Annotated in this window: 14 protein-coding genes; 13 read left to right on the top strand and 1 reads right to left on the bottom strand. The window is 37.4% G+C overall.

Annotated features, from left to right (window positions below; translation table 11 throughout):
• Positions 1–27: 27 nt before the first annotated feature.
• Positions 28–456 carry a DUF6556 family protein gene (locus HT721_RS05105; RefSeq protein ID WP_173229200.1) on the bottom strand — a complete coding sequence of 143 codons (429 nt, stop codon included), beginning with the start codon at positions 454–456 and terminating at the stop codon, positions 28–30.
• A 138-nt stretch (positions 457–594) separates the two neighbouring features.
• On the opposite strand from HT721_RS05105, the gene HT721_RS05100 reads away from it, so the two are divergent.
• The 13 genes from HT721_RS05100 to HT721_RS05040 all read left to right on the top strand — a co-directional run bounded on the left by HT721_RS05100 (position 595) and on the right by HT721_RS05040 (position 15,701).
• On the top strand, positions 595–1,737 hold the full coding sequence (locus HT721_RS05100) for a cysteine desulfurase family protein (protein ID WP_173229198.1): 1,143 nt from the start codon (positions 595–597) through the stop codon (positions 1,735–1,737).
• A gap of 8 nt (positions 1,738–1,745) precedes the next feature.
• Positions 1,746–2,960, top strand: coding sequence for a tRNA uracil 4-sulfurtransferase ThiI (thiI, locus tag HT721_RS05095; RefSeq protein WP_173229196.1), 1,215 nt, complete (start codon positions 1,746–1,748; stop codon positions 2,958–2,960).
• Between the two features lie 136 nt (positions 2,961–3,096).
• Positions 3,097–3,921 carry an alpha/beta hydrolase gene (locus tag HT721_RS05090; protein ID WP_173229194.1) on the top strand — a complete coding sequence of 275 codons (825 nt, stop codon included), beginning with the start codon at positions 3,097–3,099 and terminating at the stop codon, positions 3,919–3,921.
• An 18-nt stretch (positions 3,922–3,939) separates the two neighbouring features.
• A complete protein-coding gene (locus HT721_RS05085) occupies positions 3,940–4,680 on the top strand; it encodes an esterase family protein (RefSeq protein ID WP_049522315.1) in 741 nt (246 codons plus the stop codon).
• Positions 4,681–4,692: 12 nt separating this feature from the next.
• Positions 4,693–5,859: an ATP-grasp domain-containing protein gene (locus HT721_RS05080; protein WP_173229192.1), complete on the top strand. Its 1,167-nt coding sequence runs from the start codon at positions 4,693–4,695 to the stop codon at positions 5,857–5,859.
• Positions 5,860–6,213: 354 nt separating this feature from the next.
• Positions 6,214–7,707, top strand: coding sequence for a class I SAM-dependent DNA methyltransferase (locus HT721_RS05075; protein WP_050079220.1), 1,494 nt, complete (start codon positions 6,214–6,216; stop codon positions 7,705–7,707).
• Positions 7,708–7,719: 12 nt separating this feature from the next.
• Positions 7,720–8,262: a restriction endonuclease subunit S gene (locus tag HT721_RS05070; protein WP_164225977.1), complete on the top strand. Its 543-nt coding sequence runs from the start codon at positions 7,720–7,722 to the stop codon at positions 8,260–8,262.
• The gene (locus HT721_RS05065; RefSeq protein WP_164225978.1) at positions 8,259–9,401 is read left to right on the top strand and encodes a restriction endonuclease subunit S; all 1,143 of its coding nucleotides are present in this window, start codon (positions 8,259–8,261) and stop codon (positions 9,399–9,401) included. Before HT721_RS05070 ends, HT721_RS05065 begins: the two co-directional genes overlap by 4 nt.
• Positions 9,402–9,460: 59 nt before the next feature.
• Positions 9,461–9,697: an AbrB family transcriptional regulator gene (locus HT721_RS05060; protein WP_000260605.1), complete on the top strand. Its 237-nt coding sequence runs from the start codon at positions 9,461–9,463 to the stop codon at positions 9,695–9,697.
• Positions 9,694–10,107 carry a type II toxin-antitoxin system death-on-curing family toxin gene (locus HT721_RS05055; RefSeq protein ID WP_164225979.1) on the top strand — a complete coding sequence of 138 codons (414 nt, stop codon included), beginning with the start codon at positions 9,694–9,696 and terminating at the stop codon, positions 10,105–10,107. Before HT721_RS05060 ends, HT721_RS05055 begins: the two co-directional genes overlap by 4 nt.
• Positions 10,108–10,224: 117 nt before the next feature.
• Positions 10,225–11,190, top strand: a complete 966-nt coding sequence (gene xerA, locus HT721_RS05050) for a site-specific tyrosine recombinase/integron integrase (protein ID WP_000444456.1) — start codon at positions 10,225–10,227, stop codon at positions 11,188–11,190.
• A gap of 33 nt (positions 11,191–11,223) precedes the next feature.
• On the top strand, positions 11,224–12,321 hold the full coding sequence (locus HT721_RS05045; RefSeq protein ID WP_164225980.1) for a restriction endonuclease subunit S: 1,098 nt from the start codon (positions 11,224–11,226) through the stop codon (positions 12,319–12,321).
• A gap of 29 nt (positions 12,322–12,350) precedes the next feature.
• The gene (locus HT721_RS05040; protein ID WP_173212260.1) at positions 12,351–15,701 is read left to right on the top strand and encodes a DEAD/DEAH box helicase family protein; all 3,351 of its coding nucleotides are present in this window, start codon (positions 12,351–12,353) and stop codon (positions 15,699–15,701) included.
• Positions 15,702–16,069 lie beyond the last annotated feature (368 nt).

Here is a 16,069-nt window from a genome sequence, read left to right as displayed (position 1 = left end):
CAAGTTTGGAAGGAGCTATTTTAGTGATTATTGATTAGTTTTATTTTCCGAAGTTGGGGTATTGGACTGTTTTTCATTTTCAGTAGTAGGCTTACTTGGAGCAGGAGTAGTAGATTCCTGAGTTGCTGCTTTCTGCTCTTCTTTTTTCTCTTCCTTGACGCTAGATTTTGGTGTTTCCTCTTGCTGTGTTTTTTCTTGGATAGTGTTAGTTTCCTTATTGGGACTAGTGTTTTCCTGAGGGGATTCTTTTTGAATTTCTTTGACAATTGTTGTTGTCTGGGTTGTCGTAGGTTCTTTTTTAGTATTTTTGTTATTATCCAAGGCGTTCATGATAGTGATGCTTGCGGTAATCAAGCCAAGAATACTACCGATAGTCGCAACGGTTTTTTGAAAGACCGTAAAGCCTTTTTTGATGTGTTCTGTTTTTGGTTTTGAAGTTCTACGATAATTAGACATACATTCTCTCCTTTAATTAAAATTTATTATACCGCATTTCTTTAAAAAAATCTTAAAAAAAGAGGAAATGCCCTTTCTTGTCGCAAGCTCCGTTTCATGATACAATAGAAGAAGTGATTTTAGAAAGCGTGAGAAAACATGATTTACTTTGATAATTCGGCGACGACCAAGCCCTATCCTGAAGCACTTGAAACTTATATGCAGGTCGCTTCAAAAATTTTAGGAAATCCATCTAGTCTCCATCGTTTGGGAGACCAGGCAACACGAATTTTAGATGCTTCCCGTCAACAGATTGCAGATCTAATCGGTAAGAAAAGTGAGGAAATCTTCTTTACTTCTGGTGGAACAGAAGGTGATAACTGGGTTATCAAGGGTGTGGCCTTTGAAAAAGCTCAATTTGGCAAGCACATCATCGTATCAGCCATTGAACATCCAGCAGTCAAGGAATCAGCTCTTTGGTTGAAATCTCAAGGTTTTGAAGTGGATTTTGCTCCAGTTAATGAGAAAGGATTTGTGGATGTTGAGGCTCTAGGAGCTTTGATAAGACCTGATACGACCCTCATCTCTATCATGGCAGTAAACAATGAAATTGGCTCTGTTCAGCCCATTGAGGCTATTTCAAAACTATTGGCAGATAAGCCGACTATTTCCTTCCATGTTGATGCGGTTCAAGCACTTGCTAAGATTCCAACTGAAAAATATCTGACTGATAGAGTGGATTTTGCGACTTTCTCTAGTCACAAGTTCCATGGAGTTCGTGGTGTAGGTTTTGTCTATATCAAGTCTGGTAAGAAAATTACGCCTCTTTTGACAGGTGGTGGTCAGGAACGTGATTACCGTTCGACAACTGAAAATGTGGCAGGGATTGCAGCGACAGCCAAGGCTCTCCGTTTGTCTATGGAGAAGCTAGATTTCTTTACAAGCAAGACTGGGCAGATGAAGTCAGTAATTCGTCAAGCCCTTCTGGACTATCCAGATATTTTTGTCTTTTCAGATGAGGAAGACTTTGCCCCTCATATCCTGACTTTTGGAATCAAGGGTGTTCGTGGTGAAGTCATCGTTCACGCCTTTGAAGACTATGATATTTTTATCTCAACGACCTCGGCTTGTTCGTCCAAGGCTGGGAAACCTGCAGGAACCCTGATTGCCATGGGAGTGGACAAAGATAAGGCCCAGTCAGCTGTGCGTCTTAGCCTAGACCTTGAAAATGATATGAGTCAGATCGAGCAGTTTTTGACCAAGTTAAAATTAATTTACAACCAAACTAGAAAAGTAAGATAGGAGCATTCATGCAGTATTCAGAAATTATGATTCGCTACGGTGAGCTGTCAACCAAGGGCAAAAACCGTATGCGTTTCATCAATAAACTTCGCAATAATATTTCAGACGTTTTGTCCATCTATCCTCAAGTTAAGGTAACGGCAGATCGTGACCGTGCCCACGCTTACCTCAATGGAGCAGATTATACAGCCGTAGCAGAATCACTCAAGCAAGTCTTCGGGATTCAAAATTTTTCTCCAGTATATAAGGTTGAAAAATCTGTAGAAGTTCTGAAGTCTGCTGTGCAAGAGATTATGCAGGATATCTACAAGGAAGGCATGACCTTTAAGATTTCTAGCAAGCGTAGCGACCACAACTTTGAGTTGGATAGTCGTGAACTCAACCAAACACTTGGAGGAGCTGTTTTTGAAGCCATTCCAAATGTGCAAGCTCAAATGAAAAGTCCTGACATCAATCTTCAGGTGGAGATCCGTGAAGAAGCTGCCTATCTTTCTTATGAAACCATTCGTGGGGCTGGTGGTTTGCCAGTTGGAACTTCAGGTAAAGGCATGCTCATGTTGTCGGGAGGGATTGACTCACCTGTAGCAGGTTATCTTGCTTTGAAACGTGGGGTGGATATCGAGGCAGTTCACTTTGCTAGTCCACCATATACTAGTCCCGGTGCCCTCAAGAAAGCGCAGGACTTGACTCGTAAATTGACCAAGTTTGGGGGAAATATCCAGTTTATCGAGGTGCCTTTCACAGAGATTCAAGAGGAAATCAAGGCCAAGGCGCCAGAAGCCTATCTCATGACCTTGACTCGTCGCTTTATGATGCGGATTACCGACCGTATTCGTGAGGTACGAAATGGTTTGGTTATTATCAATGGGGAAAGTCTTGGTCAAGTAGCTAGCCAGACCTTGGAAAGCATGCAGGCTATTAACGCTGTGACCAACACTCCCATCATCCGTCCAGTTGTGACCATGGATAAGTTGGAAATCATTGACATCGCCCAAGAAATCGATACCTTTGACATTTCAATCCAACCGTTTGAAGACTGTTGTACCATTTTTGCACCAGATCGTCCAAAGACCAATCCTAAGATTAAGAATGCAGAGCAGTATGAAGCACGTATGGATGTTGAAGGTTTAGTTGAGCGAGCAGTGGCTGGAATTATGATTACTGAGATTACACCGCAGGTTGAAAAAGATGAAGTTGATGACTTGATTGACAATCTGCTCTAATCAGAAAATCCAAAAGAATTTAGAAAATTAAATGAAAAAGTTAGTTTTTAATTCCAAAAATGGAAGCAAAACTAACTTTTTTTCTATAATTGTGATATAATAAAATAAAATTTTGAATATAGAGAGTTTTCTGACAATGAATCAATCCTACTTTTATCTAAAAATGAAAGAACACAAACTCAAGGTTCCTTATACAGGTAAGGAGCGCCGTGTGCGTGTTCTTCTACCTAAAGATTATGAGAAAGACACGGACCGCTCCTATCCTGTTGTATACTTTCATGACGGGCAAAATGTTTTTTATAGCAAAGAGTCTTTCATTGGACACTCATGGAAGATTATCCCAGCCATCAAACGAAATCCGGATATCAGTCGCATGATTGTCGTTGCTATTGACAATGATGGTATGGGGCGGATGAATGAGTATGCGGCTTGGAAGTTCCAAGAATCTCCTATCCCAGGCCAGCAGTTTGGTGGTAAGGGTGTGGAGTATGCTGAGTTTGTCATGGAGGTGGTCAAGCCTTTTATCGATGAGACCTATCGTACAAAAGCAGACCGCCAGCATACGGCTATGATTGGGTCCTCACTAGGAGGCAATATTACCCAGTTTATCGGTTTGGAATACCAAGACCGAATTGGTTGTCTAGGGGTCTTTTCTTCTGCAAACTGGCTCCACCAAGAAGCCTTTAATCGCTACATCGAGCGTCAGCAACTATCGCCTGACCAGCGCATCTTCATCTATGTGGGAACGGAAGAAGCGGATGATACAGACAAGACCCTGATGGCTGGTAATATCAAACAAGCCTATATCGACTCGTCGCTTCGCTATTACCATGATTTGATAGCAGGGGGAGTACACTTGGGCAATCTTGTTTTGAAAGTTCAGTCTGGTGCCATCCATAGTGAAATCCCTTGGTCGGAGAATTTGCCAGACTGTCTGAGATTTTTTGCAGAAAACTGGTAAAGTAAGAAAGGAGAAAATATGCATATTGAACATCTTAGCCACTGGAGTGGCCATCTCAACCGTGAAATGTACCTCAACCGTTATGGACATGCTGGTATTCCAGTTGTGGTCTTTGCTTCATCAGGTGGTAGTCACAATGAATACTATGATTTTGGCATGATTGATGCCTGTGCCTCTTTTATCGAGGAAGGCCGTGTTCAGTTCTTTACCCTATCCAGTGTAGACAGTGAGAGCTGGTTGGCCACTTGGAAAAACGGTCACGACCAAGCAGAGATGCACCGTGCCTACGAACGTTATGTGATTGAGGAGGCCATTCCTTTTATCAAGCACAAGACAGGTTGGTTTGATGGAATGATGACGACAGGTTGCTCAATGGGCGCCTACCATGCTGTCAATTTCTTCCTCCAGCATCCAGATGTCTTTACAAAAGTGATTGCTCTCAGTGGTGTTTACGATGCACGTTTCTTTGTCGGTGATTACTACAACGATGATGCTATTTACCAAAACTCGCCAGTAGATTATATCTGGAATCAGAACGACGGCTGGTTTATTGACCGTTATCGTCAGGCAGAGATTGTGCTTTGTACGGGTCTTGGTGCCTGGGAACAAGACGGTCTACCGTCTTTCTACAAGCTCAAAGAAGCCTTTGACCAGAAACAAATTCCAGCCTGGTTTGCTGAATGGGGACACGATGTCGCCCACGATTGGGAATGGTGGCGCAAACAAATGCCTTATTTCCTTGGCAATCTCTATTTATAAAAGGAGTTACCTATGAATTACCTTGTTATTTCTCCCTACTATCCACAAAACTTTCAACAGTTTACCATAGAACTAGCCAATAAAGGCATAACCGTCTTGGGAATTGGTCAAGAGCCTTACGAGCAATTGGATGAGCCCTTGCGCAATAGCTTGACCGAGTATTTTCGTGTTGATAATCTTGAGAACATAGACGAAGTCAAACGTGCAGTTGCTTTTCTCTTTTATAAACATGGTCCAATTGACCGCATCGAGTCTCACAATGAATACTGGCTTGAGCTAGACGCAGCACTCAGAGAGCAATTCAATGTTTTTGGTGCCAAACCAGAGGATCTCAAAAAGACGAAATTTAAGTCTGAAATGAAGAAACTTTTCAAAAAAGCAGGTGTTCCTGTGGTCCCTGGAGCTGTTATCAAGACGGAAGCAGATGTTGATCAAGCAGTGAAAGAAATCGGTCTTCCAATGATTGCCAAACCTGATAATGGAGTGGGAGCAGCCGCAACCTTTAAACTTGAGACAGAAGACGATATAAATCACTTCAAGCAAGAATGGGACCATTTGACCGTTTATTTCTTTGAAAAATTTGTCACCTCTAGCGAAATTTGCACCTTTGATGGTCTAGTGGATAAGGATGGAAAGATTGTCTTTTCAACGACCTTCGACTACGCCTATACACCGCTGGATCTCATGATTTACAAGATGGACAATTCCTACTATGTTCTTAAGGACATGGATCCTAAACTTCGCAAGTATGGTGAAGCGATTGTCAAGGAATTTGGTATGAAAGAACGGTTCTTCCATATTGAGTTCTTCCGTGAAGGGGACGACTACATTGCCATTGAGTACAATAACCGTCCTGCAGGTGGTTTCACTATTGATGTTTATAACTTTGCTCACTCTTTGGATCTCTATCGTGGATATGCAGCCATTGTCGCAGGAGAAGAGTTCCCAGTGTCAGAGTTTGAGCCGCAGTATTGTTTGGCTACATCTCGCCGTGCAAATGCTCATTATGTCTATTCTGAGGAGGACTTGCTTGCCAAATATAGCCAGCGGTTCAAGGTTAAAAAAATCATGCCAGCAGCCTTTGCGGAACTTCAAGGAGATTACCTTTATATGCTGACAACTCCGAGTCGACAAGAAATGGAGCAGATGATTGCTGATTTCGGAAAACGTCAAGAATAAGAACTATCGGATTAAGGAAATTCACTCCCTTAATCCTTTTGTTTTGTCTGATAAAAAATAAGAGCATCCTAACAAGATAGCTATCATAAAACTTGTTTGATAACTATTTGAAGCAGGATTAGGTGGTCAGAAATTGAATTTTAACATTTCAATTGAGTCATAGTATTGTGTTTTCGTATCCTTAAATCAGCTAAAAGGATCCATGACGACACCTATACGATATAGTTTTCAAGATACTAAACAAGTCTATTAAAATATTCAGGTGACGCATAGATATAGTTAATTGAAGCTTTGTTTGAAATCTGATAAAATAATGATATTACTAAGTTTTAAAAACTAAAGAAAAGGGAAGATATGATTACAGGCGAATTAAAAAATAAAATCGATCAGCTGTGGGAAATTCTTTGGACAGAAGGAAATGCAAATCCTTTAACAAATATTGAACAGTTGACTTATCTCTTATTTATGAAAGATTTGGATAGTGTCGAGCTTGGACGTGAAAGTGATGCTGAATTTTTAGGGATTCCTTATGAGGGAGTTTTTCCAAAAGATAAACCTGAATACCGTTGGTCAACTTTTAAAAATATAGGAGATGCTCAGGAAGTTTATCGTTTAATGACTCAGGAGATTTTTCCGTTTATTAAAAATCTCAAGGGGGATACAGATGATACAGCCTTTTCACGATATATGCGAGAAGCTATTTTTCAAATAAATAAACCTGCTACGCTTCAAAAGGCAATTTCTATCTTAGATGTTTTTCCAACTAGGGGATTAGATGTAGATTTTGATAATGACAAACAAAGTATTACTGATATCGGAGATATCTATGAATATCTGTTATCAAAATTGTCGACCGCAGGTAAAAATGGACAGTTCCGTACACCTCGTCACATCATCGATATGATGGTTGAGTTGATGCAACCGACCATCAAAGATATCATCTCAGATCCCGCTATGGGTTCTGCTGGCTTCTTAGTATCTGCTAGCCGTTACTTAAAGCGTAAGAAAGATGAATGGGAAACCAATACAGATAATATCAATCATTTTCATAATCAGATGTTTCATGGAAATGATACGGATACGACTATGTTGAGACTTGGGGCGATGAACATGATGCTACATGGAGTAGAAAATCCACAAATCAGTTACCTTGACTCGCTGTCTCAAGATAATGAAGAAGCCGATAAATATACTTTGGTTTTAGCAAATCCTCCTTTTAAAGGCTCACTTGACTACAATTCAACCTCTAATGACCTTCTTGCAACCGTAAAAACCAAAAAAACAGAATTACTCTTTCTTTCTCTTTTCTTGCGAACTTTAAAACCAGGTGGACGAGCAGCAGTTATCGTACCTGATGGTGTCCTTTTTGGTTCGTCGAAAGCTCATAAAGGAATTCGTCAGGAAATTGTAGAGAACCATAAGCTTGATGCTGTAATCTCAATGCCTAGTGGTGTTTTCAAGCCTTATGCTGGAGTTTCAACTGCCATTCTCATCTTTACAAAAACTGGCAATGGTGGTACTGACAAGGTCTGGTTTTACGATATGAAAGCGGATGGTTTAAGTTTGGATGATAAGCGACAACCGATTAGCGACAATGATATTCCAGATATTATCGAACGCTTTCATCATCTTGAAAAAGAAGCAGAACGTCAGAGAACGGATCAATCTTTCTTTGTTCCAGTTGATGAGATAAAGGAAAATGATTATGATTTGTCTATCAATAAATATAAAGAGATTGAGTATGAAAAAGTTGAGTATGAACCAACAGAGGTCATCTTGAAGAAAATCAATGATTTAGAAAAAGAAATTCAAGCTGGCTTGGCTGAATTAGAAAAATTACTCAAGTAGGGAGGTGGCTGTATGCAAAAAGTGAAGTTGGGGGAAGTCTTATCTCTAAAAAAAGGCAAGAAAGCCACTGTACTTGCTGAACAAACAACCCTAAGCCAACGTTATATTCAAATAGATGATTTAAGAAATAATAATAATTTAAAATTCACTGAAAGTTTAAATATGACTGAAGCACTTCCAGATGATATTCTGATAGCATGGGATGGTGCTAATGCAGGAACAGTTGGCTATGGGTTATCGGGAGCTGTTGGTAGTACAATTACGGTCTTAAAAAAGAATGAGCGATACAAAGAAAAAATTATATCAGATTACTTGGGAGTCTTTTTGGAAAGTAAATCGCAGTATTTACGAGATCATTCAACAGGTGCAACAATTCCTCATTTAAACAAGAATATATTACTTGATTTACAATTAGAATTGCTAGGTATCGAAGAACAAGAGAACATTATTTGTATTCTTAATACGATTAAAAGGCTTACTACTAAAAGAAAATTGCAGTTAGATGAACTAAACTTGTTCGTCAAATCCCGATATTCCGAGGAGGTGGTTGCATGAAGAAAGTGAAATTAGGGGAAATTTGTGAAATAGTTACAGGTTCAACTCCAAAGAGTAGTAATCCAAATTATTGGAATGGAGAATACAAATGGATTACTCCTGCAGAAATTAGTGATGATGATTTTATCGTTTTTGACACACAACGGAAAATTACTAAGTTAGGAATTGAAGAAACGGGCTTGAAATCATTTCCTACGGGAACAGTTTTGTTATCATCTCGTGCTCCGATTGGTAAAGTTGCAATTTCAGGATGTGAGATGTATTGTAATCAAGGTTTTAAAAATTTTATCTGCTCAAATAAAATCAATAATGAGTATTTATATTATTTTTTTAAAGCAAGAAAAAATTATTTGAATATTTTGGGGCGAGGAGCAACATTCAAGGAAATATCTAAAAGTATAGTATCTGATATTGAGATTTTTTTGCCAACGTATGATATACAGAGGAAACAAGTTAAAGTTCTAAAAAAAATTGATAAACTTATTTATACTAGAAAAGAACAATTGATTGAGTTTGAATATCTCGTAAAATCCCGATTTAACGAGATGTTTGGGGATCCGGTTTTGAATGAAATGGGTTGGGATAAACATGCTTTGAAGGAATTTGGAATATGGAAAAGCGGTGGAACTCCTAAAAGAAATGAAGAAGAATTTTTTAGAGGAAATATTCCTTGGATTACATCAGGAGAACTAGAACATAAATACATTGAAGATTCTTTTGAAAAAATTACAGAAAAGGCAATTGAATGTAGTTCTGCAAAAATAATTGAAAAAGGTAGTTTATTACTGGGTATGTATGATACTGCGGGATTAAAATCATCGATCAATACTAAAGTAATATCTTGCAATCAAGCTATTGCTTTTGCAAAATTAGATGATAAAATAACGAATACTATATATGTTTATTATGTAATTCAAAATTTAAGATCAATGCTATTGAATCAACAAAGAGGCGTACGTCAAAAAAATTTTAACTTATCGATGATCAAAAATATTTCCATCCCCCTCCCCCCTCTAGCCCTCCAAAATGAGTTCGCAGACTTTGTAGCCCAGGTCGACAAATCACAATTGGCAATCCAAAAATTTCTGGAAGAACTTGAAACTTTGAAGAAATCTCTGATGCAGGAGTATTTTGGCTGATATTCTGCCATTGTAATTACGGTAATGATTTGTTATAATACTTCAAAGGAGGAAATCAGATGGTAGTAAAAACAAGAAAACAAGGAAATTCAATCACCATTACGATTCCAAGTGAATTTAATATTCCAAGTGGTGTTAAATACGAAGCGAAATTGTTACCAAGTGGTGAGATTATCTTTACTCCTGAAGAATTGGGGCAGCAGGTTTCTTATGTATCTGATGATGCCTTTGACTTAAATTTAGATAAAATATTTGACGAATACGACGATGTTTTCAAAGCTTTGGTGGAAAAATGACAATCTATCTGACAGAAAAGCAAATTGAAAAAATAAATGCTTTAGCAATTCAACGGTATTCTCCAAATGAGAAAATTCAAACAGTTAGTCCTTCTGCCTTAAATATGATTGTGAACTTACCAGAACAATTTGTCTTTGGGAAGCCTCTTTATCCAACAATTTTTGATAAAGCAACGATACTATTTGTCCAATTGATAAAGAAGCATGTTTTTGCTAATGCTAATAAAAGAACTTCTTTCTTCGTTTTGGTCAAATTTTTACAATTAAATGGCTATCGTTTTTCTGTAACGGTAGAAGAAGCAGTAAAAATGTGTGTAACCATCGCAGTAGAAGCTTTAACTGATGAAAAAATGATAAGCTACTCCAAATGGGTTTCTGAACATTCTGTTAGAGAAAAGGTCAGAAAGTAACCTAGTATGCTGGATTTGAATGGGCACAAGAAAATAAATGAACAGACAATATTAGAATTCTGTAATGCAGAAACTGATATTGTCTCTTTTTATTGATGAATAAGAAAGTGAAAAATTATGGAATCAAAAGTTACAATTATCATGCAAGAAATGTTACCTCTTTTAAATAATGAACAATTACTAGCATTGAGAGAGAGTTTAGAACATCATCTAGTAGACGGAAAAAAGCAGCAGAAGTATTCGAATAATAACCTGTTGCAACTCTTTATCACCGCCAAACAGGTAGAGGGCTGTAGCTCAAAAACAATTCGTTATTACCAGAGGACGATTGAAAACTTGTTTAATGCTATTAAGGAGTCTGTGACACAACTCACAACAGATGATTTAAGGAGTTATTTAGCAAATTACCAGTCTGAAAAGGATTGTAGTAAGGCGAATTTAGACAATATTAGGCGTATATTGTCTTCTTTTTTTGCTTGGCTTGAGCAAGAGGAATATATCATTAAAAATCCCATTCGACGGATAAAGAAAATTAAGACTGAGCAAAATGTGAAGGAAACTTATACTGATGAACATTTGGAAATTATGCGCGATAACTGTGAAAATTTGAGAGATTTGGCAATAATAGACCTACTAGCATCGACAGGTATGCGTGTAGGGGAGCTTGTACAGTTGAATCGTTCAGATATTGATTTTGAAAACAGAGAGTGTGTTGTCTTTGGTAAAGGAAAGAAGGAGAGACCAGTATATTTTGACGCTCGGACGAAAATTCATTTAAGAAACTATCTTAACGACAGAAAAGATAGTCACCCTGCTCTTTTTGTAACGTTAGTTGGAAAAGTCCAGAGGCTTGGAATTGCTGGTGTAGAGATTCGCTTAAGAAAGTTAGGAGACAAACTCGGTATACAAAAGGTTCACCCACATAAGTTCAGAAGAACTTTAGCGACTAAGGCAATTGATAAAGGTATGCCTATCGAACAAGTCCAAAAACTGCTAGGTCATAGCAAGATTGACACAACCCTGGCCTATGCCATGGTCAATCAAAATAATGTCAAGCATTCACACCAAAAATTCATCTCTTAAAAGCAAATCCCGATATTCCGAGGAGGTGGTTGCATGACAATCATTTTTTTACAGAATATATTTGAAAAATCTATAAATGGTGAATGGGGTAATGAAGATAGTGGCAAAGGAGAGGCGACAGCAGTAATTAGAACCTCAAATTTTCTAAATTCTGGAAGACTAAATCTAGATAATATTGTATGTCGTGAAATTGATAAAGATAAAAACAGCGACAAAATTCTACGAACTGGTGATATTATAATTGAAAAATCAGGAGGTAGTCCAAATCAACCGGTTGGACGTGTTGTATATTTCGATGTTACAGATCAAGATTATTTCACAAATAACTTTACTAGTATTTTAAGAGTTAAACCAGGATATAATTCTAAATATATATTTTATTTAATGAAGTATCTTTATGACACAAAGAAGGTGTTAAAATTTCAAAATCAAACAACTGGAATTATTAATTTAAAGTTAGCTGACTATTTAAATAAAACCAAAGTTAATATTGAAACTATAGAAAATCAAAATACAATAGTAGATATATTGGATAGGTTAGAGTATCAAATAATAAATAGAAATAAGCAGCTTAGTGAACTCTCAAACCTTGTAAAATCCCGATTTAACGAGATGTTTGGGGATGTTATTCTAAATGAAAAAGAATGGAAAGTTAGCAAATGGAACGAGATTCTAACAATAAGAAATGGTAAAAATCAAAAACAGGTTGAAGATGCTGATGGGAAATTTCCTATTTATGGAAGTGGGGGAATTATGGGATATGCTAAAGATTGGATAGTGAAGAAAAATTCAGTTATTATTGGACGTAAAGGAAATATAAATAAACCTATTTTAGTTAGAGAAAATTTTTGGAATGTAGATACAGCATTTGGATTAGAGCCTGTTTTAGAAAAAATAAACTCAGAATATTTATTCTATTTTTGTCAATTATACAATTTTGAGAAGTTAAATAAGGCTGTAACAATACCTAGTTTAACCAAATCAGATTTATTAGATATTTCCATCCCCCTCCCCCCACTAGCCCTCCAAAATGAGTTTGCAGACTTTGTAGCCCAAGTCGACAAATCACAATTTGCTTGTGAGATAGCTATAAAAGTGTGGAGAAATAGCTTGAAATTTAGTATAATATAGCTAAACTATTTGTTTAAAGTGAGAAAAAAATGGGAAATTTTAGCTTTCTTTTAAAAAATGACGAATATGAATCTTTTTCAAAACCTTGCATTGAAGCTGAGAATATGATTGCTACATCAACTGTGGCTACCGCCTTTATGGCGCGTCGTGCTTTAGAGCAGGCTGTCCATTGGATATATAGTCACGATTCATATTTAGAAGCTCCCTATCGTGCTACTCTATCTTCTTTAGTATGGGATGATGATTTTAGGGATATCGTAGATTCTGAACTCCACAAGCAGATAGTTCTGTTGATTCGATGGGGAAACCATGCTGCTCATGGTGGTGAAATTAAGGAACGAGAAGCGATTTTAGCTTTGCATCATTTGTATCAGTTTGTTAATTTTATCGATTATTGTTACAGCAATGAGTTTGTGGAGCGTTATTTTGATGAGAAGTGCTTACCACTTTCAGCAAACATTAAATACCGAGAAACTCCACAATCTATGATAAAGTTACAAGACAGTTTACCAGAACTGCCTGATTTTCATGAACAGATGGCTGCTCAGTCCGTAGAAGTTCAAGAGACTTATACTGAAAAACGTGAGACTGCAGCGCAACGGCAAGATGTGCCTTTCCATATTGATCAATTATCTGAGGCAGAGACAAGAAAGCTCTTTATTGATATCGATCTCCGTCTAGCAGGATGGATATTTGAAGAAAACTGTCGTGTTGAGATAGCTGTTGATGGTCTCAAGCACGGTTCAGGAATTGGTTACTGTGACTATGTACTTTATGGTAAAAATGGGAAAATTTTAGCGATTGTAGAGGCTAAAAAAGCCTCTGTCAATCCAGAAGTAGGGGAAGTACAGGTCAAAGAATATGCTGAAGCTTTGGAGAAACATATCGGCTATCAGCCAATTTGCTTTATTACAAATGGGTTGAAGCACTATATACTTGATGGTCCGAACCGCCGCCAGATTGCAGGCTTTTACTCTCAAGAAGAATTGCAATTAGTGATGGATAGACGTCATCTTCAAAAACCACTTGAGGATATTTCTAGTAAAATTAGAGACGATATTTCCGGGCGTCACTACCAAAAACATGCGATTGCAAGCGTTTGTGAAGCTTTCTCTAATCATCGTAGACAGGCACTTTTGGTTATGGCAACTGGGGCTGGGAAAACTCGTACAGCAGTTTCTCTAGTTGATATCTTATCACGTCATAACTGGGTAAAAAACGTTCTCTTCTTAGCCGATAGAACTTCCTTGGTTAAGCAAGCATATGATTCGTTTAGAAAATTACTCCCAGATCTTTCCGTTTGTAACTTCTTAGAAGATAAAGAAGGAGCTCAATCAAGTCGCATGGTCTTTTCAACTTATCCGACTATGATTGGAGCGATTAGTGGTCAAGAAGAAGTAAATCAACGCCCTTTCACTGTTGGGCATTTTGACCTTATCATAATTGACGAGTCTCACCGTTCTATTTATCAGAAATACAAGTCCATTTTTGATTATTTTGATGCAAGGATTGTAGGCTTAACAGCTACTCCGCGTCAAGATTTAGATAAAAACACCTATGGATTCTTTAATTTGGAGAATGGTGTTCCAACATATGCATATGATTTGGAAGAGGCTGTTAAAGACGGATATTTAGTAGCCTATCATTCTATCGAAACCAAACTGAAACTACCTACGGATGGTCTACATTATGATGATTTATCCGAAGAAGAAAAGGAACATTTTGATAGCAAATTTGAAGACGATAGCTGTGAAAAAGATATTGATGGGAGTGTGTTTAATTCCTTTATTTTCAATAAAAGTACAGTAGAAATTGTTTTAAATGAACTCATGACAAGAGGAATTCAGACAGCCTCGGGTGATGAAATTGGTAAAACTATTATTTTTGCTAAAAATCATGACCATGCGGAATATATCAGAGGTATTTTTAACAACCGCTATCCTGAAAAAGGGAGCGACTATGCTCAGGTGATTGATTATAGTATTAAGCATTATCAGACCTTGATTGATGATTTTAAAATTAAGGAGAAGTATCCTCAAATTGCGATTTCTGTCGATATGTTAGATACAGGTATTGATGTACCAGAGGTTGTGAATTTAGTCTTCTTCAAGAAAGTACGCTCTAAAACTAAGTTTTGGCAGATGATTGGTCGAGGAACCCGTCTGTGTAAAGATTTATTTGGACCTGAACAGGATAAGGAAAACTTCTTGGTATTTGATTATGGGGACAATTTTGATTATTTTCGTGCAGATCCAAGAGATGGAGAGGGTCGTCACATTGTTTCGTTGACTCAGCGTTTATTTAATATCAAAGTGGACTTGATTCGAGAACTTCAGGGACTCCAATACCAAGAAGATCAGTTTGCGAGAGCATACCGTCAGGAGCTTGTCTCAGAACTTCAAGGTCGTATAGAGAGCTTAAATGAGTTGGACTTCAGGGTTCGTATGGTTTTAGACACAGTTTATAGCTATAGGAAATTGGAAAGTTGGCAGAATCTAACTGCTGTTACAAGTGAAACCATTCAAAAAAATCTCTCTCCGCTTTTATTTGATGAAGATAAAGAAGATGAGATGGCGAGGAGATTTGATTTGTGCTTACTTCATATTCAGTTGGGGCAACTGACAGCTAAATCTTCCACTGTTCATATTTCCCAAGTGATGAAGACGGCTAGAGCTCTTTCTGCTATTGGCAATATCCCGCAGGTTTTTGAGCAGGCTGAAATTATCAGGAAAGTACAGGAGCCTGAATTTTGGAAAGAAGTTAACTTGTCTGATTTGGAAAAAATTCGTCTTGCTATTCGAGATTTATTACAGTTTTTGGATAAAACAGACCGTAAACCCTACTATGTTAACTTTGAAGATCGTATACTCTCCACTGTTCACGAGACCACAGCATTTTTACAGGTCAACGATCTTCGATCTTATAATGAAAAAGTTGAGCATTACTTGAAAACTCATCTGGATGAAGAGTCCATTTCTAAGCTATACCATAATGAAAAGTTGACATCTGATGATATGCTTGCACTTGAAAAATTGCTCTGGGAAAAATTAGGTAGCAAATCAGACTACCAACATCATTATGAAAATAAGGCAATTCCGAGATTGGTGCGTGAGATTATTGGCTTAGATAGAGAGTCTGCCAATCGTATTTTTTCTAAATTTTTGTCGGATGAGAACCTTAATGCCAGGCAGATTTCATTTGTAAAATTGATTGTAGACTACATTGTAGAAAATGGTTGCTTAGAGATGAAAGTGTTAACGCAAGAGCCGTTTAAATCTCATGGATCTGTTCAACTACTCTTTCAACACCAACTACCAGTACTTCGTAATATTGTTCAAACCATTGAACTTATCAATAATCGAGCTGGAGAAGTGGCTTAAATTCTAAAGTGATTGCCATGCTGAGACTCATTTAAAATTAAAAAGAGTAGAAATTTATGTTATATATGAGAAGTTTTATTAGGAAGAATGTCATCGTTTTCCTAGAATACAGTATCAGTTGTTAAGTGGCTGATAAATTTCAAAGTAGATACTTGTACCACGATGTTTGTTGATCGAGTTATTAACAAAAGAGCTACTTTGATTTTAAAGAAATAGAAAACAAAAAGCCGAGCAAGAATTCAATTGCAGGAGAAAATGAAGTAATACTCAGTGAAAATCAAAGAGCAAACTAGGAAACTAGCTGCAGGCTGCTTAAAACACTGTTTTGAGGTTGTAGATAAGACTGACGAAGTCAGCTCAAAACACTG

The sequence above is a fragment of the Streptococcus sp. 4094 genome, from assembly GCF_013277125.1.
Lineage (GTDB): Bacteria > Bacillota > Bacilli > Lactobacillales > Streptococcaceae > Streptococcus.
This window is presented reverse-complemented; position numbering and strand designations above follow the sequence as displayed.

Bases quoted from the DNA above. Each gene is read 5' to 3' on its own strand.
- HT721_RS05105 (WP_173229200.1), bottom strand. From the start codon at position 456: ATGTCTAATTATCGTAGAACTTCAAAACCAAAAACAGAACACATCAAA.
- HT721_RS05045 (WP_164225980.1), top strand. From the start codon at position 11,224: ATGACAATCATTTTTTTACAGAATATATTTGAAAAATCTATAAATGGT.
- HT721_RS05055 (WP_164225979.1), top strand. From the start codon at position 9,694: ATGACAATCTATCTGACAGAAAAGCAAATTGAAAAAATAAATGCTTTA.
- HT721_RS05085 (WP_049522315.1), top strand. From the start codon at position 3,940: ATGCATATTGAACATCTTAGCCACTGGAGTGGCCATCTCAACCGTGAA.
- HT721_RS05100 (WP_173229198.1), top strand. From the start codon at position 595: ATGATTTACTTTGATAATTCGGCGACGACCAAGCCCTATCCTGAAGCA.
- HT721_RS05060 (WP_000260605.1), top strand. From the start codon at position 9,461: ATGGTAGTAAAAACAAGAAAACAAGGAAATTCAATCACCATTACGATT.
- HT721_RS05075 (WP_050079220.1), top strand. From the start codon at position 6,214: ATGATTACAGGCGAATTAAAAAATAAAATCGATCAGCTGTGGGAAATT.
- HT721_RS05080 (WP_173229192.1), top strand. From the start codon at position 4,693: ATGAATTACCTTGTTATTTCTCCCTACTATCCACAAAACTTTCAACAG.
- HT721_RS05065 (WP_164225978.1), top strand. From the start codon at position 8,259: ATGAAGAAAGTGAAATTAGGGGAAATTTGTGAAATAGTTACAGGTTCA.
- HT721_RS05070 (WP_164225977.1), top strand. From the start codon at position 7,720: ATGCAAAAAGTGAAGTTGGGGGAAGTCTTATCTCTAAAAAAAGGCAAG.
- HT721_RS05090 (WP_173229194.1), top strand. From the start codon at position 3,097: ATGAATCAATCCTACTTTTATCTAAAAATGAAAGAACACAAACTCAAG.
- xerA (WP_000444456.1), top strand. From the start codon at position 10,225: ATGGAATCAAAAGTTACAATTATCATGCAAGAAATGTTACCTCTTTTA.
- thiI (WP_173229196.1), top strand. From the start codon at position 1,746: ATGCAGTATTCAGAAATTATGATTCGCTACGGTGAGCTGTCAACCAAG.
- HT721_RS05040 (WP_173212260.1), top strand. From the start codon at position 12,351: ATGGGAAATTTTAGCTTTCTTTTAAAAAATGACGAATATGAATCTTTT.